This is a genomic window from Paenibacillus sp. SEL3 (genome assembly GCF_054602585.1).
Genome location: NZ_CM137725.1, coordinates 5673258 through 5699625, shown reverse-complemented (window position 1 = coordinate 5699625; position 26368 = coordinate 5673258). Strand labels below are relative to the sequence as shown.

Genomic DNA, 26368 nt, shown 5'->3' with positions numbered 1-26368 from the left:
CGCCGACCTGCGCCAGGCCCAGCACATCCTGCCAAATTTGCGCCAGCTTCACTTCCACCCACGTCCGCGGTGCGACATAATCGGCTCCGCTTTGCAGGCTGCCTTCCGGTGCTGGTAGGGCCTTGCGGTCAATTTTTCCATTTGGACTCAGCGGCATTTGTTCCAGTTGTACAAAGTAGGACGGCACCATGTAGCTTGGCAGTTCCCGGCCCAGCTCACTTCTCAGCTCGCTGGCACCGATCTCTTGTCCAGCAACATAGTAGGCCACCATTTGTTTTTGTCCCGTTTCGTCTGCACGAGCCATGACAACCGCTTCTCGCACGGACGCTACTTGGAGCAGCTGCGTTTCGACCTCGCCGAGCTCAATCCGGTACCCCCGGATTTTCACCTGATGGTCGATCCGGCCCAAATATTCAATGTTGCCGTCCGGCATCCATCTCGCCAAATCGCCGGTGCGGTACATCCGCTCATACCCGGCTTCCCCGCCGGCAAACGGATCTTTCACAAATTTCTCGGCCGTCAGCTCCGGACGGTTCAGATACCCACGTGCCACACCGACACCACCGATGCACAACTCCCCTGCAACCCCAATCGGCTGCAATTGCTCCGTGCCTTCCTTCACGATGTACAGGCGAATGTTTTGAATCGGTTTTCCGATCGGAATGACTGCATATTCTTCCGTCGGCTCGCAATCAAAGTACGATACGTCCACCGTCGCTTCGGTTGGACCGTACAGGTTGATCAGCTTCGCTCCGGTCAGGCTCGACACGAGCCGTTGGAAGCGAGCCACATGCTGTGGCGGCAAGGCTTCACCACTGGCAAAGACATGACGCAGCGTTGCCAGTTTCGCTTGCATTACTTCCCGTGGCTGCTGCTCCACATACTCCAGGAACGCATGCAGCATGGCAGGTACAAAGTGCATCGTGCTCACTCCGTCGCGGGCAATCGTGTCCACGATCTCTTCCGGGTTCTTTTCCCCGCCCACGGACAACAGGCTCACCTTCGAGCCGACCAGCGACCACCAGAACAGCTCCCACACCGACACGTCGAAGGTGAAGGCCGTCTTTTGCAGGATCGTATCTTCCGCACTCAAGCCGTACCGATCATGCATCCACAAAATCCGGTTCAGAACGGAATGGTGCTCAACCATAACGCCCTTCGGTTTTCCCGTGGAGCCGGACGTATAAATGACATAGGCGACATGGTGCGGTCCGGCCAGTGGCTCCAGATTCGAACCGTCTTCGTGGTAAATGTCTTGGCCAGCCTGCTCCTGACGATCCAGCACCAGCACCTGGCCGTCGAAACTCAGCGATGCTTGCTCCGCCAGATGCGATTGCGTCAGCACCAGCTTCGCTCCCGAGTCCTCCAGCATAAAGCGGATACGATCAGCCGGATATTCCGGATCAATCGGCACATAGGCTCCGCCGGCCTTGAGAATCGCATAGATGCCTACAATCATGTCCAATGAACGGTGAACCAGAATGCCCACAGGCTGATCCGGTTTAACCCCTTGCGCACGCAAGGTGCGTGCGAGACGGTTGGCTCGCTCGTTCAGCTCCGCGTAGGTCAACGATACCGCTCCACACAACACCGCCACTTGCTCCGGCGTGTTCGCGGCCTGCTGCTCGAACAGTGCGCTTAGCGTTTGATCCTGCGGATAGGTTGCCGCCGTATCCCCCCAGACCTGAACGGTCTGTGCCCGCTCTTCCGGTGTCACCAATTCCAGCTCATTCACACGGATATGCGGATTGTCAATTATTTGCTCGATGACATGCAGTACATGTCCCTGCATCCGCTCGATCGTAGACCGATCGTATACATTGGCGTTATATCTAAACATGATACGGAAGGTTTCATCTGGCATCACAATCAAGTCCAGATCATAATTCGTTTGCTCAACAACCTCTACATTCGTAATTTCAAAAGCGGATGGACGAACTTCACCCAACTGCTCGACTTGCTCCTCAACCGGATAGTTCTCAAATACCATAATGTGGTTAATCAGATTTTGCTTCTGCTCGGTCAGCGCCTGAATTTCATATAGCGGGAAGCTGTCATATACCCCCGAAGCCAACGCTTGCTCCTGCGTTTTCCGCATGATGTCCACAAACGTGGCATTCCGTTCACTTTGAATCCGAACCGGGATCGTATTAATGAACAGACCGATCATATGCTCTACACCCGCAATATCCGTCGGACGTCCAGATACGACACTGCCGAATACAACATCCTCATTGTTGTTATATTGCTGCAAAATAAGGCCCCACACGCTCTGCATCAGCGTATTAATCGTGACCTGCTGCTGCTTTGCAATCCGGTACATGGCTTCGCTCCACGTTGGATCCAGATCTACCGTTATTTTTTCAGAAACATATTCGCTGGTTTCGCTTGCTGTATTGGACACCGTATGATCCCTGCTGTCCGCCACGTGGTCTTTCGATGAAGTATCCAATCCAGGTAACAAGGTTTGCTGTTCAAAGCCTGCCAAATAGCTGCTCCAATACTCTTTTGCCGCACGTTCATCCTGACGCTCTAGCCATTCGATATATTGGCCGTACGGTGTGATATGAGCAAGCTCCGGCTGCTTCTGCTCCAGCAGCGCAAAGTACGTACCAAACACTTCGCCTGTAACGAGCGATAAGCACCAGCCATCCATGACAATGTGATGGAAGCTCCAGACCAAATGATACGTTTCTTCATCGGTTTGCAATACCTGTACGCGCATAAGTGCATCCGTACCGAGATCAAAGCCTCTAGCCTGGTCTTCCTGCTTAAACGTCTGGATATACGCCTGTTGCTCCGCTTCCTGCATTTCGCGTATATCCTTGAAGGACAGATCGCTATCTTTGTGACGGAACACGATTTGCAATGGCTCCGGACCATGTCCTGTTTCAAATCGATGGAAATTCGTCCGCAGTGCTTCATGACGCTGTGTCAGTACATCTAGACTCTTGCGGAAAATTTCAACATCAAAGCTGCCTTTTTGATCAAACGACGCTTGCTGGAAGTATGCACCTGAGTCCGGCTCCATCAGACTATGGAACAGCATCCCCTTCTGCATCGGCGAAAGAGCATACACATTTTCCAGTTCGCCCACAGAAGCCGTTTGCTCCGTCAATTGCTCCAGTTGTTCCAACGACAAGCCTTTGAACAAGACATCGCTTGGGGTTAGTTCGCTCCGCTCTTGGGAGGCACAATGCGCGATCACTTCCTGCAAGCTTTCCTGCAGCAACTGCGCAAAGTTCTCTACATTTTGCTGTTGATATACCTTACTGTCATAGCGAATGTCCAGTGTCAGCCCGCCTGCTGTAATCATGCCGTTCACATTCAGCGGCTGCTCCAGAACGGTATGATCACTCATCGGCTCTCCACCTGGATGCGAAGACAGCGTAATATCCCCATTTTCCAAGTCCTGATCAAACTGTCCCAAATAGTTAAAGCTAATTTCAGGCTGCAAGGTCAAGGAAGGATGGACATCATGCTGAGACATATATTTCAAAATGCCGTAGCCAATGCCCTTATGCGGCACATGGCGCAGGTCTTCCTTCACCCGCTTGATTCGCTGCCCTACTTCTGCCTTCCCATCCACATCAAGCAGCACCGGATATTGGCTCGTAAACCAGCCCACGGTACGTGTGATGTCGATATCTGGAACAATGGCTTCCCGGCCATGGCCCTCCAGATTGACCAGTACGCGCTCCTGACCGCTCCAGTTATATAACGCGGTGCCGAGTGCAGTTAACAGCAGATCATTGACCTCGGTGTTGTACGCACGATGCGATTCCTGAAGCAGTAGCCGGGTTTCCTGTTCGCTCCAAGCTACGCTCACCGTCGCAGTGTCTCTGATTAGAGAATGTTGTCCCTCCGCTCTCTCTTGATCCTTAGGCAACGATGCAACTTCCATTTGGGCAAGATGCTGCCAATATTCGCGTTCGTTGTCGATCGCCGGACTGTTCGCATATTGAGACAACTGCTCTGCCCAAGCAGAGAAAGAGTCCGTTTTATATGGCAAGCGAATCGCTTCTCCCCGCACGGCCTGCTCATACCCAGTGGCAAAATCCTCAAACACAATCCGCCATGAAATCCCGTCTACGACCAAATGGTGGATCGCAATCAGTAAATGATCTCCATCCATGCAGCGGAAAAGTCCCAGCTTCACCAGCGGTCCTTCATCTAGACGAATAGAGCTTTGGATGGCATTGGCTTTCGTTTCAATCGCCATCGCCACCTCTGCCGTGTCTTCGACGCCTGTCAAATCAACAACGTCCAGACTGTACAGCTCGCCTTCGTTCACACCGCGATTCCACGCTTCATAGCCCTGTTCCGTCTGACGAAAGACCATACGTAGCGCATCATGATGCTCAGTTACCTTGGCCACCGTTTGATGCAATGCGGCTTCATCGAATCCTTGTGCTCTATACAGCATCACCGATTGGTTGAAATAATGTGGCTCTGCTGAGGATTGTCCAAAGAACCATTGCTGTATTGGGCTCAATTTAACTGCTCCCGAGACCACCCGCTGATCGGCTGTGCGGCTAACTTTGTGTACATGACTGCTCAGCAGTGAAATGGACGGATATTGGAACAAATCCTTCATCTCCAGCTTGTAGCCCGCTTGCAGCAAGCGGGACGATACCTGGATCGCTTTGATCGAATCGCCGCCCAGATCAAAGAAATTATCCAAAATGCCGACTCTCTTTGCTCCTAATACAGACTGCCAAATGGACACTAACGTCTGCTCCAGTGCTGTGCGCGGCTCTACATAATCCGCTCCGCTTTGCAAGCTGCCCTCCGGTGCTGGCAGTGCCTTGCGGTCGATTTTACCGTTCGGTGTCAGTGGCATCTGCTCCAGCTGGATGAAATACGAAGGCACCATATAGTTGGGCAGATCCTCACCCAGTAAGCTACGCAGCTCCCCAGCGCTTACGTCTCTTTCAGCGACATAGTACGCCACCAGTTGGTTTTGCCCCTGTTCGTCCGCTTGGGCCAGTACGATGACCTCTTGCACGTCTTCCACTTTCAAGATTTGTGCCTCGACCTCACCCAGCTCGATCCGGTAGCCCCGGATTTTCACCTGATGGTCAATCCGGCCCAAATATTCGATGTTGCCATCTGGCATCCATCTCGCCAAGTCACCCGTACGGTACATTCGTTCATAGCCTGCTTCACCAACCGCAAACGGGTTCGCTACAAATTTCTCCGCCGTCAGCTCTGGACGATCCAGATATCCACGCGCCAGACCTGGACCAGACACGCACAGCTCACCTGCTACGCCGACCGGAGCCAAATGTCCATGCCCATCCACCATGTATACCCGATGATTCGGCACAGGACGTCCAATGGAAATGAGTTGTCCAGCTCTCTCATCCTCGGACACCGGCCAGATGGACGTTGCAACTGAGTTTTCAGTTGGACCGTAGCCGTTGTAGTACGCCACTTGATCCTTCCACTTGTATACCAGTTCGGTGGAAGATGCTGAACCCGCAGTGAACAGAATACGCAGGTGTGGCATCCGCTCTGGCTCCAGATACACCGCATAGGTCGGCGGCAAAGCGGCCACCGTAATCCGGTGATTCGCCATATATTGCTCAAACCGCTCGTAGTTCAAAATCGTCTCTGTCGTTGGCACATATAACGTGGCTCCGCAGAACAGCGCTTGGAAGATTTCCCAGCAAGCCGCATCAAACGAATAGCTAGCGAACAGCAACGCATGATCCGACGTGCGGATTCGAAGCGTCTGATCAAAATACGTTTTCAGATTGCACAGCCCGTGATGCTCCAGCATAACGCCCTTCGGCTGCCCTGTTGTACCCGATGTATAAATCACATACGCCAAATCATTTGGACCGGACCACGGCTCCAGGTTGGAACCATCCTCGTGATACACTGTTTGCGTTCCATCCAGCACCAGCACTTGGCCATCGATAACTGCTTTGTCCACCAGATGACTTTGTGTCAACAGTAGCTTCGCACCCGAGTCGTCCAGCATATAGCGGATACGTTCCTCCGGATAGGTTGGATCGATGGGGACATATGCGCCTCCGGCTTTTAAAATCCCGAAGATGCCCACGATCATATCCACCGACCGCTCGGTCATCAGACCCACCAAACGATCTTTCGTCACGCCTTGACTGCGCAAGGTACGAGCTAATCGATTGGCGCGTTCATTCAACTCGCGATAAGTCAGCGCTTCTCCTTCAAAGAACAAGGCTGTCTGCTCCGGTGTCTGCGCGGTTTGCACCTCGAACAAACCATGAATCGTTTGCTCGCTTGGATACTCGGTAGCCGTATCTCCCCATGCGCTGAGAATTTGCTCGCGCTCCTGCTCGCTTAACATATCCAGCTCATGTACACGGATGTCCGGATTCGCTGTCACCTGCTCCAGCAGTTGCACCAGATGGCCTCGGACTTGCTCTACACTTTCCCGTTCAAAGGCCAGGGCATTATAGCCAAAGCTCATGTGAATGGTGTTCCCGGGCAGTACCACCAGGTTAAAGTCATAGTTGGTCTGCTCGACAGACTCGGCTCCGGTGATCGTGAAGCTGGACTCATCACCGCTGCCTAATTGCTCGATTTGTTCCTCGACCGGATAGTTCTCAAAAATAAGAATATGATTGATCAAATCCTGCTTAAGCTCCGACAGTCCCTGAATTTCATACAACGGATACGTATCATAGGTATGGGAAGCAATCGATTGCTCCTGGGTTTGCTTCATCACATCGGAGAATAAACTGTCCACTTGACTGCGGATACGCACCGGAATCGTATTGATAAACAGACCAATGATGTGCTCCACATTCGGAATGTCTGCCGGACGTCCAGATACCACGCTGCCAAACACGACATCATCGGTGCCATTATATTTTTGCAGCAAAATACCCCAAACGGTCTGCATCAACGTATTGATCGTCACCTGATAACGCTTGGCTATACGCTGAATACCAGCTGTGAGATCCGCGCCCAAATCAAAATCTAAACGCTCCGACTGATACCCCGTTTTGCCCTGAATTTTAGCCTGTGGCAAACGAGACTGCTCCTCATATCCTTCCAGAACCTTGCTCCAGTAGCTTGATGCGGCCTGACGATCCTGCTGCTCCAGCCATTCGATATATTGACTGTACGGCGTTACAGGGGCCAGTTCCGGTTGTTTATGGGCCAGGATCGCAAAATAGCTCGCAAACACTTCGTTTGTCACCAGCGACAAGCACCAGCCATCCATCACGATATGATGGAAACTCCATACAAAACGGTACGTCTCCTCACCTGTGCGCAACACAGCGACACGCATCAAGGCGTCTTGTGCTAGGTCAAAGCCTCTTTGCTTGTCTTTACGCGTAAATTCGAGCATGTATTCGTTTTGCTGCTCGTCCTCCATGTCCCTTAAATCTTCCACATACAGTTCACTGCGCTTATTGCGGTACACAACCTGAAGCGGTTCATCCTGCCAGCCGCTGTAGAAGTTCGTGCGCAGTACCGTATGCCGCTGCATTAAAACATCCAAACTGGCCGCAAATGCAGCGATATTAAAATGTCCTCGCAGATCAAAGGAGGCCTGTTCAAAATAAGCTCCTGATTGCGAATCCATCAGATTATAAAAGAGCATCCCCTTTTGCATCGGCGTCAGTGCGTATACATTTTCCAAATCACCGGTATGTGCCGCCTGTTTCGCAATTTGTTCCAGTTCTCTAGTCGTCAGACCTTTGAAGGATACATCACTCGGGGTCAGTTCCGGCTGTTCCTGAGCGACGCAATGCGTAATCACCTCTTGCAAAGCGGATTGAAGCAGTCCTGCCACACGTTCCAGCGTTTCTTTACGATACTGCTTACGGCTGTAAGCAATCGTCAAGCGCAGCGTGCCTTCCGAGATCATCGCGTTTAAATCTAGCGTATATTGCAGCGGTGAATGTGCATCCTCTGTCTCCCCTGCACTATAGGGTGACAATGCGATTCCACTGTTTTGTAGATCCTGATCGACTTGACCCAAATAGTTAAAGCTGATTTCCGGTTCTGCTGCAATCGTATGCGCTTCATCCGATGCAGACGCAGGAGATAAGTAGCGCCAAGTTCCATAGGTCAGCCCTTTATGTGGAATCCGGCGCAGACCTTCCTTCGTTTCTTTAATCCGCTGAGCCAGTGTCATTTCCTTGCCGGTCTCCAGCAGCACTGGATACAAGCTCGTAAACCAACCTACGGTACGTGTAATATCCATCTCTTGCAGGATCGCTTCCCGGCCATGGCCCTCCAGGTTCACCAGTACCTGTCCGGCGCCTGTCCAATTGTGCACCGCTAGTCCCAGCGCGGTCAGCAGCAAATCATTGACCTCGGTGTTGTAGGCGCGATGGACCTGCTTTAACAGCTGCTGCGTTTCAGCTTCGGTCCACTCTACCGTCAGCACTTCGCTGTCTGCATTCAAAGAGCCCTCATAGGCAAAATCCTTAGGCAGCGGCGCCGCTTCGGCTTTGGCATGTTCCAGCTGCTTCCAATAAACTTCATCCGAGGCAGCCTCAGGGCGGTTGGCGTAAGACGACAACTCCCGTGCCCATGCTTGGAAGGAATCCGTTTTATAGGGCAATCGTACAGGCTCGCCTTTGATCGCTTGCTCGTAGCCTGTCGAGAAATCTTCGAACAGAATCCGCCACGACACTCCGTCCACCACCAAGTGGTGAATGGCGATTAGCAGATGGTCGCCTTCGGCTGTGCGGAACCATCCGAGTTTGACTAAAGGTCCTGCGGACAGGTCCATGCTGCTTTGAATTTCCGTTACCTTCGCTTCCAGCGCTTCTGCATAAGTTTCCTGTTCACGGTAATCCACCGTTTCCAGCGTATACAGCGTGCCTTCCTCTACAGGGCGTGTCCAAGCCGTATAACCTGCGGGAGCCTGATGGAAAACCGTACGAAGCGCATCATGATGCTTCACAAGGTGATCCATGACTTGCCGAACCACTGCCTCGTTAAAGCCCTCAGCGCGATAGAGCATGACCGCTTGATTAAAGTGCTGCGGACGCTCGCGCTCCTGCGCAAAGAACCAATGCTGGATCGGTAGCAACGCGGTTTCCCCGCTCACTTCTCCTTGATCTGCCATACGGCTGACCTCATGCATATGCGGTGCCAGTGTTGCAACCGTTGGATACTGGAACAAATCCTTCATGTCCAGCTTATAACCGGCCTGGAACGTACGCGATGCGATTTGGATGGCTTTGATGGAATCGCCGCCTAGATCAAAGAAATTGTCCAAAATACCGACTGTCTGCAGCCCCAGTACCGACTGCCAGACCGCTACCAGTGCGCGTTCTTGCGCCGTACGCGGCTCTGCATAATCAGCTCCAGTTTGCAGGCTGCCTTCCGGTGCCGGCAAGGCCTTGCGGTCAATTTTGCCATTTGGACTCAGCGGCATCTGCTCCAGCTGTACAAAGTACGATGGCACCATGTAGCTTGGCAGCTCCCGGCCTAGCTCACTTCTCAGCTCGCTGGCACCGATCTCTTGCCCAGCGACATAGTAGGCCACCATTTGTTTTTGTCCCGTTTCATCCGCACGAGCCATGACGACGGCTTCGCGTACCGATTCCACTTGGAGCAGCTGCGATTCCACCTCGCCCAGCTCAATCCGGTAGCCCCGGATTTTCACCTGATGGTCGATCCGGCCCAGATATTCAATGTTGCCGTCCGGCATCCATCTCGCCAAATCGCCGGTGCGATACATCCGTTCATACCCGGCTTCCCCTCCGGCAAACGGGTCTTTCACAAATTTCTCGGCCGTCAGCTCTGGACGGTTCAGATAACCTCGGGCTACGCCGACACCGCCGATACACAGCTCACCCGCAACCCCAATCGGCTGCATTTGTTCCGTGCCTTCCTTCACAATGTATAGACGAATATTCTGAATCGGTTTCCCGATGGGAATCACCGCATATTCCTCATCCGGCTCGCAATCGAAGTACGATACGTCCACCGTCGCTTCGGTTGGTCCATACAGGTTGATCAGCTTCGCTCCGGTCAGGCTCGACACGTGTCGTTGGAACCGGGCCACATGCTGTGGCGGTAAAGCTTCACCACTGACAAAGACATGGCGCAGCGTGCCCAGCTTCGCTTGCATCACTTCCCGAGGCTGCTGCTCCACGTACTCCAGAAACGCATGCAGCATAGCGGGTACAAAGTGCATCGTGGTTACGCCATCGCGGGCAATCGTGTCCACGATCTCTTCCGGGTTCTTTTCCCCGCCCACGGACAACAGGCTTACCTTCGAGCCGACCATTGACCACCAGAACAGCTCCCACACCGACACGTCGAACGTGAAGGCGGTCTTTTGCAGGATCGTATCCTCCGCACTCAAGCCGTAACGATCATGCATCCACAAAATCCGGTTCAGCACGGAATGATGCTCCACCATCACGCCCTTCGGTTTTCCTGTGGAGCCGGAGGTATAGATGACATAGGCTACATGATGTGGCCCCGCCAGAGGCTCCAGATTCGAGCCATCTTCGTGATAGATGTTCTCGCGGTCCAGTACCAGCACCTGGCCGTTGAAACTCAGCGATGCTTGCTCCGCCAGATGCGCTTGCGTCAGCACCAGCTTCGCGCCCGAGTCCTCCAGCATAAAGCGGATGCGGTCGGCCGGATATTCCGGATCGATTGGCACATAGGCTCCGCCTGCCTTGAGGATCGCGTAGATGCCTACGATCATCTCCAGCGAACGGCGGACCAGAATACCGACTGGTTGATCCGGTTCAACACCTTCCGCACGCAGCGTCCGAGCCAAACGGTTCGCTCGCTCATTCAACTCCGCGTAGGTCAACGATTCCGCTCCACACAGCACTGCCACCTGATCCGGCGTGTTCGTGGCCTGCTGCTCGAACAGTGCACTTAGCGTCTGATCCTGTGGATAGGCTACCGCCGTATCCCCCCAAACCTGAACGATCTGTGCCTGTTCTTCTGGTGTTACCAATTCCAGCTCATTCACACGGATATTCGGATTGTCCACAATTTGCCTGATGACATGGTCGATATGGCCCTGGATACGCTCCATAGCAGACCGGTTATACACCAGAGCATTGTATTCAAGCAGGATAGAGATATCCTCGTCAGGCACAACAATCAGGTTAAAATCGTAGTTGGTTTGCTCGGCAAGTGCCACATTGGCAATCGAGAAGCCTGTTTGTGCCTTTGTCTCGCCGGAACCGCCCATCTGCTTCATCTGCTGCCCAATCGGGTAGTTTTCAAAGACCATGATGTGATGAATCAGGTCTTGTTTTTGTTCAGTCCGTGCCTGAATATCGTACAGCGGGAACGTGTCATAGACACTGGAGGTCAGAGCCTGTTCCTGTGTGCGCTGCAATACTTCAGCAAATGTAGCATCCGGTGCACTGCATATGCGTACCGGAATCGTATTGATAAACAATCCAATCATGTTCTCCACACCTGGAATGTCTGCCGGACGACCGGATACCACACCACCAAACACAACATCCTGATTATTATTGTATTGCTGTAAAATAACGCCCCACACACTTTGCAGCAAGGTGTTAATCGTGACATGTTGTTGCTTGGCCATTTGGTTTAATGCGGCACTCCGTTCTTTACCCAACATAAATGGCAGCTTTTCCGAAACATAGCCAGAATTTGAACTTCCACCACTTCCGTCTGGTTCTTCATCCCGTGCGGCTACAGAAGCTTGCGCATTCTCACCAGGCAACAAGGTTTGCTGCTCAAAGCCTGCCAAATACTCACTCCAATAACGGGTCGCTTCCTGTGCATCCTGATCTTGCAACCATTCGATATAGTCACTATACGGCTTGACAGGTGCGAGCTCTGGCTGCTTATTCTCCAGCAAGGCAGCATAGGCACCAAACACTTCGTCCGTCATCAGGGACAGGCACCAGCCGTCCATCACAATATGATGGAAGCTCCATACAAAACGGTATGAGCGATCACCCGTGCGGAAGACAGCTACACGCATGAGCGCATCCTTGCTTAAATCAAAGCCTCGAGCTTTGTCCTGGGCCACAAATTCAGCTACAGCCTGTTCACACCCTCTGACATCCTCATAAAAGAAGCTCGGATTTTTATGACGATAGACAATCTGCAACGGTTGACCATGCCAGCCACTATAGAAATTCGTCCGTAATATCGCATGTCGACTAACCAGCAGCTTCAAGCTTTCCTCGAATATAGATGGCTCCAAGTGGCCCTCCAGATCAAAGGTCGCCTGCTCAAAATACACGCCTGTTTCTGCATTCATCAAACTGTGGAACAGCATCCCCTTTTGCATGGGGGTTAACGGATATACATTTTCCAATTCCCCAACCGTCTGGGTCTGCTCCTTAATCGTATCTAATTGCTCCAGGGTCAGACCTTTGAACAGTACATCACTTGGAGTTAATTCGATCCGATCTCGTGTGACACAATGCTCGATAATCTCAAGCAGATTGGATTTCAACAGATTAGCCAGCATTTGGACGGTGTCCTTACGGAAGGCTTTGCTGTTATACCGAATGTCCAGTTCCAGGATGCCGTTCGTTACGATCCCGCTCACATCGAGCGCATATTTCATTTTCGTCCGGTCACTAACGGCCGATCCCATCGAGTAAGGAGACATACGGATATCGCTGTTTTGCAAGTCCTGATCCAGCTGTCCGAGGTAATTGAAGCTCACTTGCGGCTCGGCAAAAGCTTGATGTTGAGCGAGATGCAGTGCATCTGCTTGCTGAGCCATGGCTTGGCCAGATTCACTCAAATATCTCCAAATTCCGTAGCCCATTCCTTGATTCGGAATATCACGCAGACTCTCTTTGACCTGTTTGATGCGTTCCGACAAAGCCTGATCACGACCGATGTCCAGCCATATCGGATATGGACTCGTAAACCAGCCTATGGTACGAGAAATGTCCGTATCCGGCAAAATGTTCTCACGTCCGTGTCCCTCTAAATGAATCAGACTGCGTTCATGGCCGGTCCATGTGTACAGCATCATGCCCAAAGCCGTCAGCAACAGATCGTTCACTTCCGTGTTGTACGCGCGGTGCGCTTGCTTCAATAGTCTCTCTGTCTCTTCTTCCGTAAGCTGGAAGACCACTGTATCGGTGTCAGCCAAAGTAAATGAGTCAGCCTGCGCTTGATCCTCAGGCAATCGTACTTGGTCAGACAAAGCGACTGCGTTCCATTGCTCCCAGTAGGCGTGCTCACTGTCCATGGCTGTGCTATTCGCATACTTGGAAAGTTTTTGTGACCAGGAACGGAAGGAATCCGTTTTGTCCGGCAGCTGAAGCACTTTCTGATGAACGGCCTGTTCATAGGCAGTAGCCAAATCCTCAAACAAAATACGCCAGGATACCCCGTCCACCACCAAATGGTGAATCACCATCAGCAAATGATCGCCATCTACACAGTGGAACAAACCTGCTTTAAACAGCGGCCCTTCTTGCAGTTGGATACTGCTTTGAATTTCGGTAGCTTTCGCCTCCATTGCCACGCTGAGCATGGCTTCATCCGTTATATCCCTAAAGTCCAGCACGTCCAGCTGATACAGCTCGCCTTCCTGTATTCCGCGATTCCAGGCTTTATGGCCTTGCGCGGTCTTGCTGAACACCATTCGCAAAGCATCATGATGCTTTGTCAGCTTGCCAAGCGCCTGACGCAGAGCCGACTCGTCAAACCCCTGCTCCCGGTGCAGCATAACCGCCTGATTAAAGTGATGCACGTCTACTTGCTCCTGCGCAAAGAACTCGTGCTGGATCGGAAGCAACGCCGTTTCTCCGCTTACTTCTCCCTGATCTGCCCTACGACTGGCCTCATGCATATGCGATGCCAGGGTTGCGACGATGGGATAGCGGAACAAATCCTTCATGTCCAGCTTGTAGCCGGCCTGGAATGCACGCGATACGATTTGAATCGCCTTGATCGAATCGCCACCCAGATCAAAGAAATTGTCCAACATACCGACGGTTGGCACACCCAGGACGGACTGCCAGACCGCTACAAGCGCTCGTTCCGGTGCAGTGCGTGGCGCTACATAATCCGCACCGCTGTGCAGATTGCCTTCCGGTGCTGGCAGGGACTTGCGGTCGATTTTACCGTTCGGTGTCAGCGGCATCTGCTCCAACCAGATGAAATACGACGGCATCATATAGCTTGGCAGTTCTTGTCCCAGCTCATGTCTCAGCTCACCGGCTCCCAGTTCTTGACTCGCCACATAGTACGCCACGAGCTGTGTTTGACCCGTTTCGTCCCCACGAGCCATGATGACCGCTTCTTGTACCGACTCCACCTGCAACAGCTGCGATTCGATCTCGCCCAGTTCGATTCGGTAGCCCCGAATTTTCACCTGATGGTCCATCCGCCCCAAATATTCAATGTTGCCGTCCGGCGTCCATCTCGCCAAATCGCCTGTATGGTACATCCGCTCATGGCCTGCCTTACCCCCAGCAAACGGATTAATCACAAATTTCTCGGCCGTCAGTTCTTCACGTTTCCAATACCCACGGGCCAATCCTTCCCCGGCAATACATAACTCGCCCGGCACACCGACGGGCTGCAATTCTCCACTCGCATTCATGATATAGATTTGGGTATTCGCAATAGGACGTCCAATATTAATATGCTGAGCATGGGTCAGTTCCTGCACGGCCGACCACACCGTCGTTTCTGTAGGTCCGTACATGTTATAAATACGGGGACCGTCTATCTCTTGCAGTGCTGCGAGCAGCTTGGACGGAAGAGCTTCGCCCCCAACCATAATTGCCTTCACGCTTTGCAGCACGCGCGAGCCTGCTTCATGACCCAACAGCATTTGTAACCGGGATGGGGTCATTTGCAACATCTCAATCGAATGTTGAGTAATCAACTCACCCAGCGCCTGAGGATTCACCTGATGCTGGCTGTCGCCAAGCACAACCGTCATTCCACCCAACAGGGGGAGAATGGTTTCCAATACGAAAATATCGAATGAAATGGTCGTCAGTGACAACATGGTTTGGCTCGCTTCAAAATCAATGACTTCGCGCATCCCAGTAATAAAGTTGAGGACCGAGCGATGCTGGAGCATAACTCCTTTCGGATTTCCAGTCGAACCCGACGTATAGATGACATAAGCCAAATGCTCTGGGCGGGCAATCGTCTCCAGGTTGCTACTTTCTCCCTGATACAATGCGGCATCCTCAAGAAACAGGGTATTGGCATGGCAATGGTGTTCTTCTGCCAGTTCACGACGGGTCAGAAGCACTGCGGCCTCGCTGTCTTCCAGCATGTATGCAATACGAGAGGATGGAAATTCGGGATCAATCGGCACATAAGCACCGCCTGCTTTTAGCACAGCCAGCAGACCTACGATCATTTCCACGGAACGCTGCACCATCAGACCGACCAGTTTGTCAGGTCCTACTCCCTGGGCTTGAAGCATTCGAGCCAATGAATTGGCACGTTCATTCAGCTCCCGATATGTCAGACGCTGATGTCCAAACACCAATGCTACCTGATCCGGCGTACACTCCACCTGATCCTCGAACAGCTGATGAATCGTCTGATGGGACGGAAATGCACAAGCGGTGTCATTAAAGGCCGCTGTAATCTGTTGTTTTTCTGCTGCTGTGAGTAGTTCCAGCTCTTCCACCCGAACATGCGGGTTGAGCGAAATTTGCTCCAGCAAACGTGCAAAATGTCCATACAAACGCTCGATGCCTGCTTGATCAAAGCTGAGCGTGTTATACATAAAACGAATCTTGATGCCTTCACCCGGCATCACGACGACGTTCAGATCGTAGTTGGTTTCCTCTGTAGACACCACGTTTGAAATCGTAAATTTATCCTGTCCATCACTGCCCAACTGCTCTACCTGCTGCTCCACCGGATAATTTTCAAAAATCATAATATGATTGATTAAATCCTGCTTCTGTTCGGTCAGTGCTTGAATTTCATACAGCGGGAACGCATCGTAGGCATTGGAAGCCAGCGCCTGCCGCTGTGTTCGTTTCATCAGCTCGACAAAGGTTTCACCTGGTTCAGACTGCACACGCACTGGAATTGTATTGATAAATAGCCCGATCATGTGCTCCACGCCTGGAATATCTCCCGGGCGACCGGACACAACGCTGCCGAACACGACATCCGTACTGTTGTTATATTTTTGCAACAGAACGCCCCATACGGTTTGAATCAGCGTATTGATCGTCACCTGATTTTGCTTCGCCACTTGTTCGATCTGGGCAACCAGCTCTGGTTGGAATTCGCAATCCAGATCTTCAGCGATATATTCCCCGGTGTGCATCGATTTAGGCTGTGTTTTTTGCTGGGGAAGCGTAATTTGCTGCTCATAGTCCGCCAGATACCCACGCCAGTATTGCAAGGCTGCCTCACGGTCTTGACGTTCCAGCCATTCAATAAATCGACTGAACGGCGTGACAGGCTCCAGTGCTGGCTCATGACCCGCGCGCAGTGCGAGATAGCTACCAAATACCTCCTGTGTCATAAAGGACAAACACCAGCCATCCATCAAAATGTGATGGAAGCTCCAAATAAAGTGATACGTTTCATCCCCGGTTTGTAGAATCGAGATACGAAGGAGTGCGTCCTCCGCCAGACGGAATCCTTTCGCTTTATCAGCAAGGGTAAATGCCTCCACACGCGCTTTACGTTCTTCTTTTTTCAGTCCGCGCAGGTCTTCATAGTACAACTCTCCGCTGCGGTTGTGGAAAACGACCTGTACAGGCTCATCCTTCCATGAACTGATAAAGTTCGTCCGCAATGCCTCATGACGCTGTACGAGCAGATCCAAGCTCTTGCCGAAAGTAACCACATCAAAACGCCCGTTCAATTCAAAGGTGGCCTGCTCAAAATACGCCGCCGAATTCTCATCCATCAGGCTGAAGAAGAGCATGCCCTTTTGCATCGGTGTCAAAGCATACACATTTTCCAGTTCGCCCAGATCTTGTGTATCCTCCACCAATTGCTCCAGCTCGTCCAGCGTTACATGGTTTAACAGGACATCACTTGGGGTCAACACCGTTCTTTCTTGGGCGACACAATGATGAATCACCTCACGCAAGCCGGATGCCAGCAGCTCTCCAAGTCGTGCAATCGTCTCATGACGGAATTGCGTTGTACCGTAGCGAATCGTGAAAATCAGTTCTCCATCCTCGATGACTCCATTGATATCCAGTGCAAAATCCATAGCCGCATTCGTGCTGACAGGCACACCGATGGAATAGGAGGAAGGCTCCAGATCATTGCCTTTATAATCCTGATCGAATTGTCCCAAATAGTTAAAACTGATCTCAGGCTGAGCCTTTAACTGCACGCCTGCTTTCTCCAGAACATTCGTATCCGACAGGTATCGTAAAATACCATAGCCGATGCCTTTCTGCGGAATATGACGCAGCCCTTCCTTGACCCGTTTGATCAGACGAGCCGTATTCCCCCCTTGTCCCAGACTTCCATCCAGTACAACCGGGAACTGGCTCGTAAACCAACCGACTGTCCGCGTAATATCCACATCCGGTACAATAGCTTCCCGTCCATGGCCCTCCAGGTTGACCAGCACCCGTTCAGAACCAGACCAGTCATATACGGCTTTTCCGAGCGCAGCCAGCAGCAGGTCATTCATTTCCGTGTTGTATGCGCGATGAGCTTGTTTGAGCAACTGCTCGGTTTCCTGCTTCGTCCAGCGGACCGTCACAACCTCACTGTCCCCAAGCAGTGCATTGTCATTCGCAAAATCCTTTGGCAAAGGCTTCGCAAGACTGGCTTCTGCTTGTTCGATATGCTGCCAGTAAGCAAGCTCCCGCTCCATCGTCGCGCTATTCGCATAGGCCGACAGCTGCTCGGCCCAAGTCTGGAACGAATCTGTTTTATGCGGTAGTCGGATAGCTGTGCCTGTTTTGCCTGCAATAGCCTGCTCATAACCGGATGCCAAATCCTCCAGCAAAATACGCCACGATACACCGTCCACAACCAAATGATGAATGACGATTAGCAAATGGTCGCCCTCAGCGCAGTGGAACAGACCGAGCTTCACCAGCGGCCCCTCGCTCAAATGAATGCTCGCTTGAATTTCACTCGCCTTAGCTTCTACAGCGGTGGATTCGTCTTCAACTCCACTAAAATCTACAATGTCCAGCGTGTATAGCTCGCCTTCCTCTACACTGCGGTTCCAAGCTGCATAGCCTTGCTCCGTCTCACGGAATACCGTGCGCAATGCGTCATGATGCTGGACCATACGGTCCATTGTACGGCGTAGCGCGTTGACGTCAAAGCGCCCAGCTCGGTACAGCATCATCGCCTGATTGCTGTGGTGCAGATCAGCAGGCTGCTGCTCGAAGAACCATCGCTGAATGGGTGTCAGATCTACCTTGCCTACTGCTTCTTCCTGACTGGCCATCTTACCATCTGTACGAAGCAAAGGACTGAGCGCCGCTACCGTCGGATTGCTGAAGAGATCCTTCATGTTCAATCGATAGCCTGCTTGCAGCAAGCGGGACGATACTTGCAGTGCTTTGATCGAATCGCCGCCCAGTTCAAAGAAGTTATCCTGCGTGCCTACCGCTTCCACGCCGAGTACTCCGGCCCACACTGCAGCCAGTACTTGCTCCACCGTAGTACGTGGTGCCACATAGGCTGCACCCGTATGGATGCTTCCCTCCGGTTCCGGCAAGGCCTTGCGATCGATTTTGCCGTTGCTGGTCAGCGGAATCGTCTCCAGTCGCATCAAGCGTGCTGGCACCATATGCGCTGGTAACCCGGATTCCAGTTCTGCTTGTACTTCCTCGATCCGCAGCTCAGCTTCTCCCGTGATGTACCCGCACAAGTACTTGTGTCCACGCTCATCCGTCCGGTCGATGACTACGGCTTGACGCACACCCGGTACCCGCTGGATCGCCGTTTCAATCTCGCCCAGCTCAATCCGGTAGCCCCGGATTTTGACCTGGTAGTCCATCCGGCCGATAAAGTCCACATTGCCGTCTGGCATCCACCGCGCCAGGTCACCTGTGCGGTACAATCGTTCACCGGCTACATACGGATTCGCCACGAATTTCTCGGCCGTCAGGTCTGGGCGGTTCAGGTATCCACGTGCCACTCCAGCACCGCCAATGCACAGCTCGCCCAGTACGCCGATCGGCACCGGATTCAGCTGGCTGTCCACGATGTAGAAGCGTGCGTTCAGCCATGCCTGACCAATCGGCACACTGCCGCTACTTGGCAGTTTTGACAGTTCTTCGTCGTAGAAGCTGGAGTCAATCGCCGCTTCCGTGACGCCATAGCTGTTCATAATGCGAATATCTGCGCCAAACCGTTCTTGCAGCACCCGATAATCCGTCACGCTGCAGCTATCCGAGCTGGTGATCAGCAGTTCCAGACTGCTCATGTAAAGGCCCTGTTCATGCACATGCTGCATAAACGGTACGATTAAAGCCGGTGTGGATTCGAACACCGTAATCTGATAATCGTGAATCCAGCCATACAGACGGCTTGGATCAATGCGGTCGTCTTTCGGGCAGATGACCATCGTGCCACCGTTATAGAGCGCCCGCGCGATATCGCCGACGAACACGTCGAAGGAGAAGCTTGCCAGTTGCAGCAGCCGTACCGGGAACTGGTTCAAACGGTAATCCCGTCGGTATGCCACAGCTGTGTTTACCAAACTGTGATGCTCGATCATGACACCCTTCGGACGTCCCGTTGTACCGGAGGTGTAGATCACATATGCCAGATCCTGCGGCTCGTTGATATGTTCCACATCCGTGGCATCTCCGGTGTACAACGACTCATCGTCCAGCGCCAATACAGTACGCAGACGCAGCCCTGTTGCCGGTTCGGATGCTTCTTCGTTGTCAGAACTCGAATCTAATTTAAAACTTACGCCTTCACTCAGGCTGCCTCTTTCCATCGTTTCAGCGCCAGCCGCTATTTCCAACTCGCCCTCAGACTGCCCACCGGCCAAGACCTGTCGGCTCTCCTCCAGCCATGCTTGCGCGCGTTCCTGCAAACCTGTTTGCGTAAGCAGCACCGTAGCGCCGCTGTCCTCGAGCATAAAGCGGATACGTTCTGAAGGATAATCTGCATCCAGTGGCACGTATGCACCGCCGGCCTTCCACACCGCCAGTACGCCGACCATCATGTCCACCGATCGCTCGCTCAAAATACCAACAATGGATTCACGCCCAATGCCTTCCTTTCGCAATCTACGAGCAAGTTGATTCCCACGCTCGTTCAGCTCGCGGTACGTAAGCTGCCGCTCCTCGTATACCACTGCCACATGATCCGGCACAAGCTGCGCTTGTTCTTCCACATAGACGTGGAACAACCCTTCTGATTGCTTTTCATCACTCCATGCAGATACGCCCACGGATCCAAAACCGTCGATGATTTTTGCTTTTTCCGCAGCAGTCACCAGCTCAAGTTCATCTACCAGCGCATCTGGTCTGTTAATCGCTTCTTCAATCATATGCAGCAAATGCTCGCGGATTTGCTCTACAGCTGTGCGTTCCAATACTCGCGCATTGTACTCCAAATGGACATGAATTTCATCGCCCGGCACAACCGTAATGTTGAAATCATAGTTCGTTTGCTCCGACACGGAAGCATTTGCAATCGTAAAGCCATTCGTGCCACGACTGCCCATTTGCTCCATGCGCTGTTCCACCGGGTAGTTTTCAAACACCATAATATGGTTCACCAGGTCCTGTTTCTGCTCTGTTAGGGCCTGAATTTCATACAACGGATAGGTTTCATAGGCACGGGAAGCCAGTGCCTGCTCCTGTATCTGCTTCATTAACGCAGCAAACGTCATATCTTTCTCACTGTGAACTCGTACAGGAACCGTATTAATGAACAAACCAATCATTTTATCGATGCCCGGAATATCCGCTGATCTGCCGGATACGACACTGCCAAATACAACATCCCGACTGTTGTTATACCGTTGCAGCACAACGCCCCACGCTGCTTGCAGAAGGGTATTGACCGTTACTTGCTTCTGCTTAACCAGCTTGTTCATCCGTTCCGTCACTTCGTGGCCCAGTGTAAACGAAAGCTTATCCCCTTCATATCCCTTGGCGTGACCGTCCAGCTGTTTTACCTGCGGTAATACGGTCTGCTGCTCAAAGCCAGCAAAATAATCACTCCAGAACCGTTCAGCCTCCACGTTGTCCTGCCGATCCAGCCATTCAATGTATTCGCTGTATGGTGTTACCGGGGCGAGCTCCAGCTTGCGGTCTTCGAGTATGGCAAAGTACGTATTAAATGCTTCCCCTACAACAAGGAACAAGCACCAACCGTCCATCAAAATATGATGGAAGCTCCACACAAAACGATACGACTCCTCGCCTGTACGTAAAATAGACACCCGCATCAGCTCGCCTGAGCTGAAATGAAAGCCTTCGGCTTTGTCGCGTTCAGCAAAATCAGTAATGTATGCGTCCTGCTCACCTTGTTCCATCGAACGTACATCTTCAAAACGGAACCCGGCGTGCTTGTGACGGTACACCACCTGTAAAGGCTGCTCATTCCATCCGCTATAAAAATTCGTTCTGAATATTTGATGGCGATCCACCAGCTGATTTAGGCTTTCGGCAAAAGCCTCCACTTGAAAGCTGCCTTGCAGATCAAATGTCGCCTGCTCAAAGTACGCCCCGGATTGCGGCTCCATTAAGCCGTGGAACAGAATGCCTTTTTGCATGGGTGTGAGCGAATAAATGTTTTCCAGTTCTCCCGCATTAGCCGTCTGCTCTACAATATGATCCAGCTCTCCAGCCGTCAGTCCTTGGAAGGACAAGTCGCTTGGTGTCAGCTCCGGCAACTCTTTACCCACACAGTGAGCCAATACCTCACGTAAGCCCTCCTGCAACAGATCAGCCAGCTTTTTGATTGATTTTTTCATAAACATTTTGTTGCTGTAGCTGATCGTCAGTTCCAGTGCACCGTCCGTGATCATGCCGTTGATATCCAGAGCATACCGCTTGGTCAACGTGTCACTCATGGAAGCTCCGATGGAATAAGGAGACATGCGGAAGGCATTATTCTTTAAATCCTGATCGAATTGTCCGAGATAGTTAAAGCTGATTTCTGGCTCGGCAACAAAAGCTGCTTCTCCTTCACCGCTAGCAAGATATCTCAAAATCCCGTATCCAATCCCTTTATGCGGCAAACGGTGCAGCCCTTCTTTGACGTTCTTGACACGCCGTCCTACATTCCGATCCTCGCCCATATTGAGTACAACCGGGAATTGACTGGTAAACCAACCGACTGTGCGCGTAATATCCATATCCGGCAAAATGGCTTCCCGTCCATGACCCTCCAGATTTACAAGCACCTGACGGATGCCCGCCCACTCCTGAATTGCAGTGCCCAGAGCTGTCAGTAAGAGGTCGTTCGCTTCCGTATTGTAGGCCCGATGAGCTTGTTTCAAGAATTGTTCTGTTTCTTCTACCGTCCACGCTACGGTCAGCGTTCGATCATCGCGAAGCTGTGGCTTGGCCTGAGATTTACGAGTGTAATCCTTAGGCAAGGATGCCTGGCTTTTCCCTGCTTCCTCAATTTGCTCCCAATACGCACGCTCCTTCTCCAATGCTGTGCTGTTCGCATAAACTGACAGCTGATTAGCCCAAAGGCGGAAGGAATCCGTTTTATTCGGCAAACGGACAGACTCGCCCCGTAAAGCCTGTTCATAGCCGGTTGCCAAATCCTCCAACAAAATACGCCAAGACACACCGTCAACCACCAAATGATGGATTGCTACCAACAAATGGTCTCCATCGTTGCAACGGAACAGACCCAGCTTTACCAGCGGTCCTTCATCTAGACGGATGCTGCTTTGGATTTCGTTGGCTTTGTTCTCCAGCAAATGAGCAAAGTCAGACTCCCTTGTGTAATCCACCACTTCGAGGCTATACAGCTCTCCTTCTTGCACGCCTCGGTTCCATGCTTCATACCCACCGTCTGCATTCTGGCGGAATACGATGCGCAAAGCATCATGATGCTCGACAATGCTTTGCAGTGCCTGACGAAGCGCCGTTTCGTCCAGTCGATCCTCACGATGCAGCATCAGAGCCTGGTTATAGTGCTCAGGATTGGATGGCTGCTGTTCAATGAACCAGTGTTGAATCGGTGTCAATGCCACGGTTCCACTAACTTCTCCTTGATCGGAAACGCGGGTCACCCGCTGCACCCGTCCATTCAGCTCAGCAATCGTCGGATACTGGAACAACTCCCTCATTTCCAGCTTGTAACCATTTTGCAGCAGTCTTGAAGACACTTGGATGGCCTTGATCGAGTCGCCGCCCAAATGGAAAAAGTTATCCAGAACACCAATCTGTTCGATTCCCAGTACAGATTGCCATACCGATACCAATGTCCGCTCTACCTCATTACGGGCTGCTACATAATCCTCGCCGGAATCCACGCTTCCCTCCGGTTGCGGCAACGCCCGACGATCCACTTTGCCATTTGGTGTTAACGGCAATTGATCCATCTGCACAAAATACGACGGCACCATATAACCCGGCAATTCTTGGCTCAAGGTGCTTCGCAACTCACTAGCCGCGATATCCACAAGGGTGACTACATATGCGCAGAGTTGTTTCTGTCCCTGCTCATCCTCACGTGCAATGACGACAGCTTCTTGTACCGCATCTAGCTTCAAGAGCTGCGCTTCCACCTCGCCCAGCTCAATCCGGTAGCCCCGGATTTTCACCTGTGCGTCGATCCGTCCTTTGTATTCCAGCGTTCCATCCTCATTCCAGCGAACCAAATCGCCTGTACGGTAGCAGCGCTCTCCGCTACGGAACGGACTATCTACGAATTTTTCAGCCGTTAAATCAGGACGGTTCCGGTAGCCACGTGCCACCCCGTCGCCGCCGACGATCAGCTCACCCCATGCTCCAACAGGCTGAAGCTGCATGGAACGGTCTACGACATACGCTGTGGAGTTGTGGATCGGACGCCCAATCCGCACCGCTTCTGATTGCACTCCAGCAATCGCATGAGTTGTAGAAAAAGTTGTATTTTCCGTCGGACCATAGCCGTTAATAATCCGCAGAGACGGATAAGCCTCCAGCACCCGGTTAATATGCGGTACGGACAGCACATCACCACCGACCAGCAGTTCTTCTACCCCCTCGAACAGCTCCAAGTCCTGCTGAGATAGCTGGTTAAAGAGCGGCGCAGTCAGCCACATTGTCGTGATACCATGGTTGCGCACGGCTTCCTTGAGCTTGGGAGCGTCCAAAATAACATCCTGACTCACCAGCACGAGCTGTCCACCATTCAATAGTGCACCCCAAATTTCGAAGGTGGACGCGTCAAAGACAACGGCGCCAGTTTGCAAAATGCGCGTGTCAGCACCCAGTTGCGCATAGTTTGTATGCTTTACCAAGCGCACGACATTGCGATGTTCTACCATAACCCCTTTGGGCTGTCCGGTCGTGCCCGAAGTATACATCAAATAAGCTAGTCGGTTTCCAAATTTCCGTTCTTGTGTCCCAGCAGTGCTGTCTACGACAGACGAGGACGATTCCTTTAAAATCTCATTTAAAATCTCATTTTTCGGATTTTTATAATCGGCATAATCCACATGATAAGCCTCGTTTTGCTCCCCATGTACGGTATTCAAGCCTTGGTCATCCTCTGCCGCGTACACCTTAGCATCGCTCAGATCCAGTACGATTCCGGTGTATTCCTCCGGTTGCTGTTCTGCACGCTGCACCAGCAACAACTTCGCTCCCGAATCTTCCAACAGGTAACGTACACGTTCAGCCGGATAATCAGGGTCAATGGGTACATATGCACCGCCCGCTTTGAGAATCGCCAACATGCCGACGATCATATCCGTGGAACGCTCAGCAACGATACCTACAGTTTGCTCGGCGGTAACACCGTGTCCGCGCAACGTGTGAGCCAGTTGATTTGCTTTTACATTCAGTTCGCCATAAGTTAAACGGGCATTTCCAAACACAACTGCTGTCTGATTCGGTGTATGTTCAGCCTGTTCCTCAAACAACTCATGAATGCCTGCTTCGTGTGGATATTCCACCGCTGTAGCATTGAATACGTCGACGATTTGCGCCCGTTCTTCCTCACTGATCAGCGACAATTCCTGTATCCGCTTGTGTGGGCCCTGCACCATATGCTCCGCCACACTCAAAAATTGCCGAATAATTCGAGCAATTTCCTGTTCACTAAACAGCTCGGTACGATAATCCAGATACAGCACGAGTCTATCATCATCCAGCATTTCAACCATGTGAATATCGAAGTCGTTCACCGTATCTCCGCAGAAATCGTTATCCACCTGCTGAATCGCTTCATCAAACCGGGAGAAACTCAAGGTACGGTACTGAATGGAAGCACCAAACAGACGCTGAATGTCCAGGCTGCTTTGCTGTTCACGCAAATCCTGAATAATTTTGTTGTACGGGTAACGCTGATGCCGCAAAATGGACGCCTGCTCCTTCCCTACACCTTGCAGAAAGGTCAGCAGTTCGGATTCTGGTTCGACCAACAGACGCGTAGCCACGGTGCTGACGAACATACCGATGGTATCCTTTTCCTTCTTAGACGTACGGTTGGCATAGAGTGTCCCCACGGTTAAGTCCTGCTCCCCCGTCACTTTATGCAAATAAATATACAGAGCCGCCAGGAAGAACGTGAAAATACTAATTTTATGCTCTTCGCAAAAAGCCGTAACACCACGATACAACTCATGTTCCAGTATAAAGCTCTCCCGGCGTGCAGCTGTACTCAGTGTCAGCGGGTTATATGATTTCAAACCTGTAGTCTCAGGCAAATCGGCAAACTTTTCCGTCCAGTACGTTTTGTCCTTTTGATAACGGTCTGATTGCTCATAACTTTGCTCTACCTGGATAAAATCCAGATAGGGATTGCTTTTGGTCGGCGCATCTTGGCCTGTACCATGCACAATATCCATATAATGTCCTGTGATTTCATTAATGGCCTGATTCATGGACACGCCGTCTGAAATAATATGATGCATTTTAAAATTAAACCATGTTTCTTCTGTTCCGAGCTGCAAGATAACAAATCGGTACAGCTGCGAATCCAACAATGAGAACGGCTGTGGATTATGACGCTTTAACCATACATTCGCTTCTTCCGGGGTAACTTGGATCGTTTCTATACTTTCTGCCGTAAACGGCTCTACATATTGATATGGAATCCCATCCTGAGCAGTAATTTTGATACGAAAAGAATCATTTTGGGCAATTACCCGATTCATTGCTTGCTGCAAGGCATCTATGCGAACAGTTCCCCTGATCTTTACAGTAGCAATAATTGTTGAAGTGTTCCGATGAGGATACAAAAGCTCCGTATACCAAATACGTTGCTGTGGCTGGCTTAAGGAAAACAATTGAACATCTTGCTGTGTCAT

General features: G+C 51.7%; 1 protein-coding gene (running past one end of the window). It reads right to left on the bottom strand.

Translation table 11 applies throughout. The features are described from left to right. A protein-coding gene (locus ACYCS5_RS26260) for a non-ribosomal peptide synthase/polyketide synthase (RefSeq protein ID WP_459760339.1) crosses the window boundary here: on the bottom strand, nt 1-26368 show its 5' portion. The gene continues 15950 nt to the left of window position 1, outside the view; only the first 26368 of its 42318 coding nucleotides appear in the window; it begins with the start codon at nt 26366-26368; its stop codon lies off the left edge, out of view.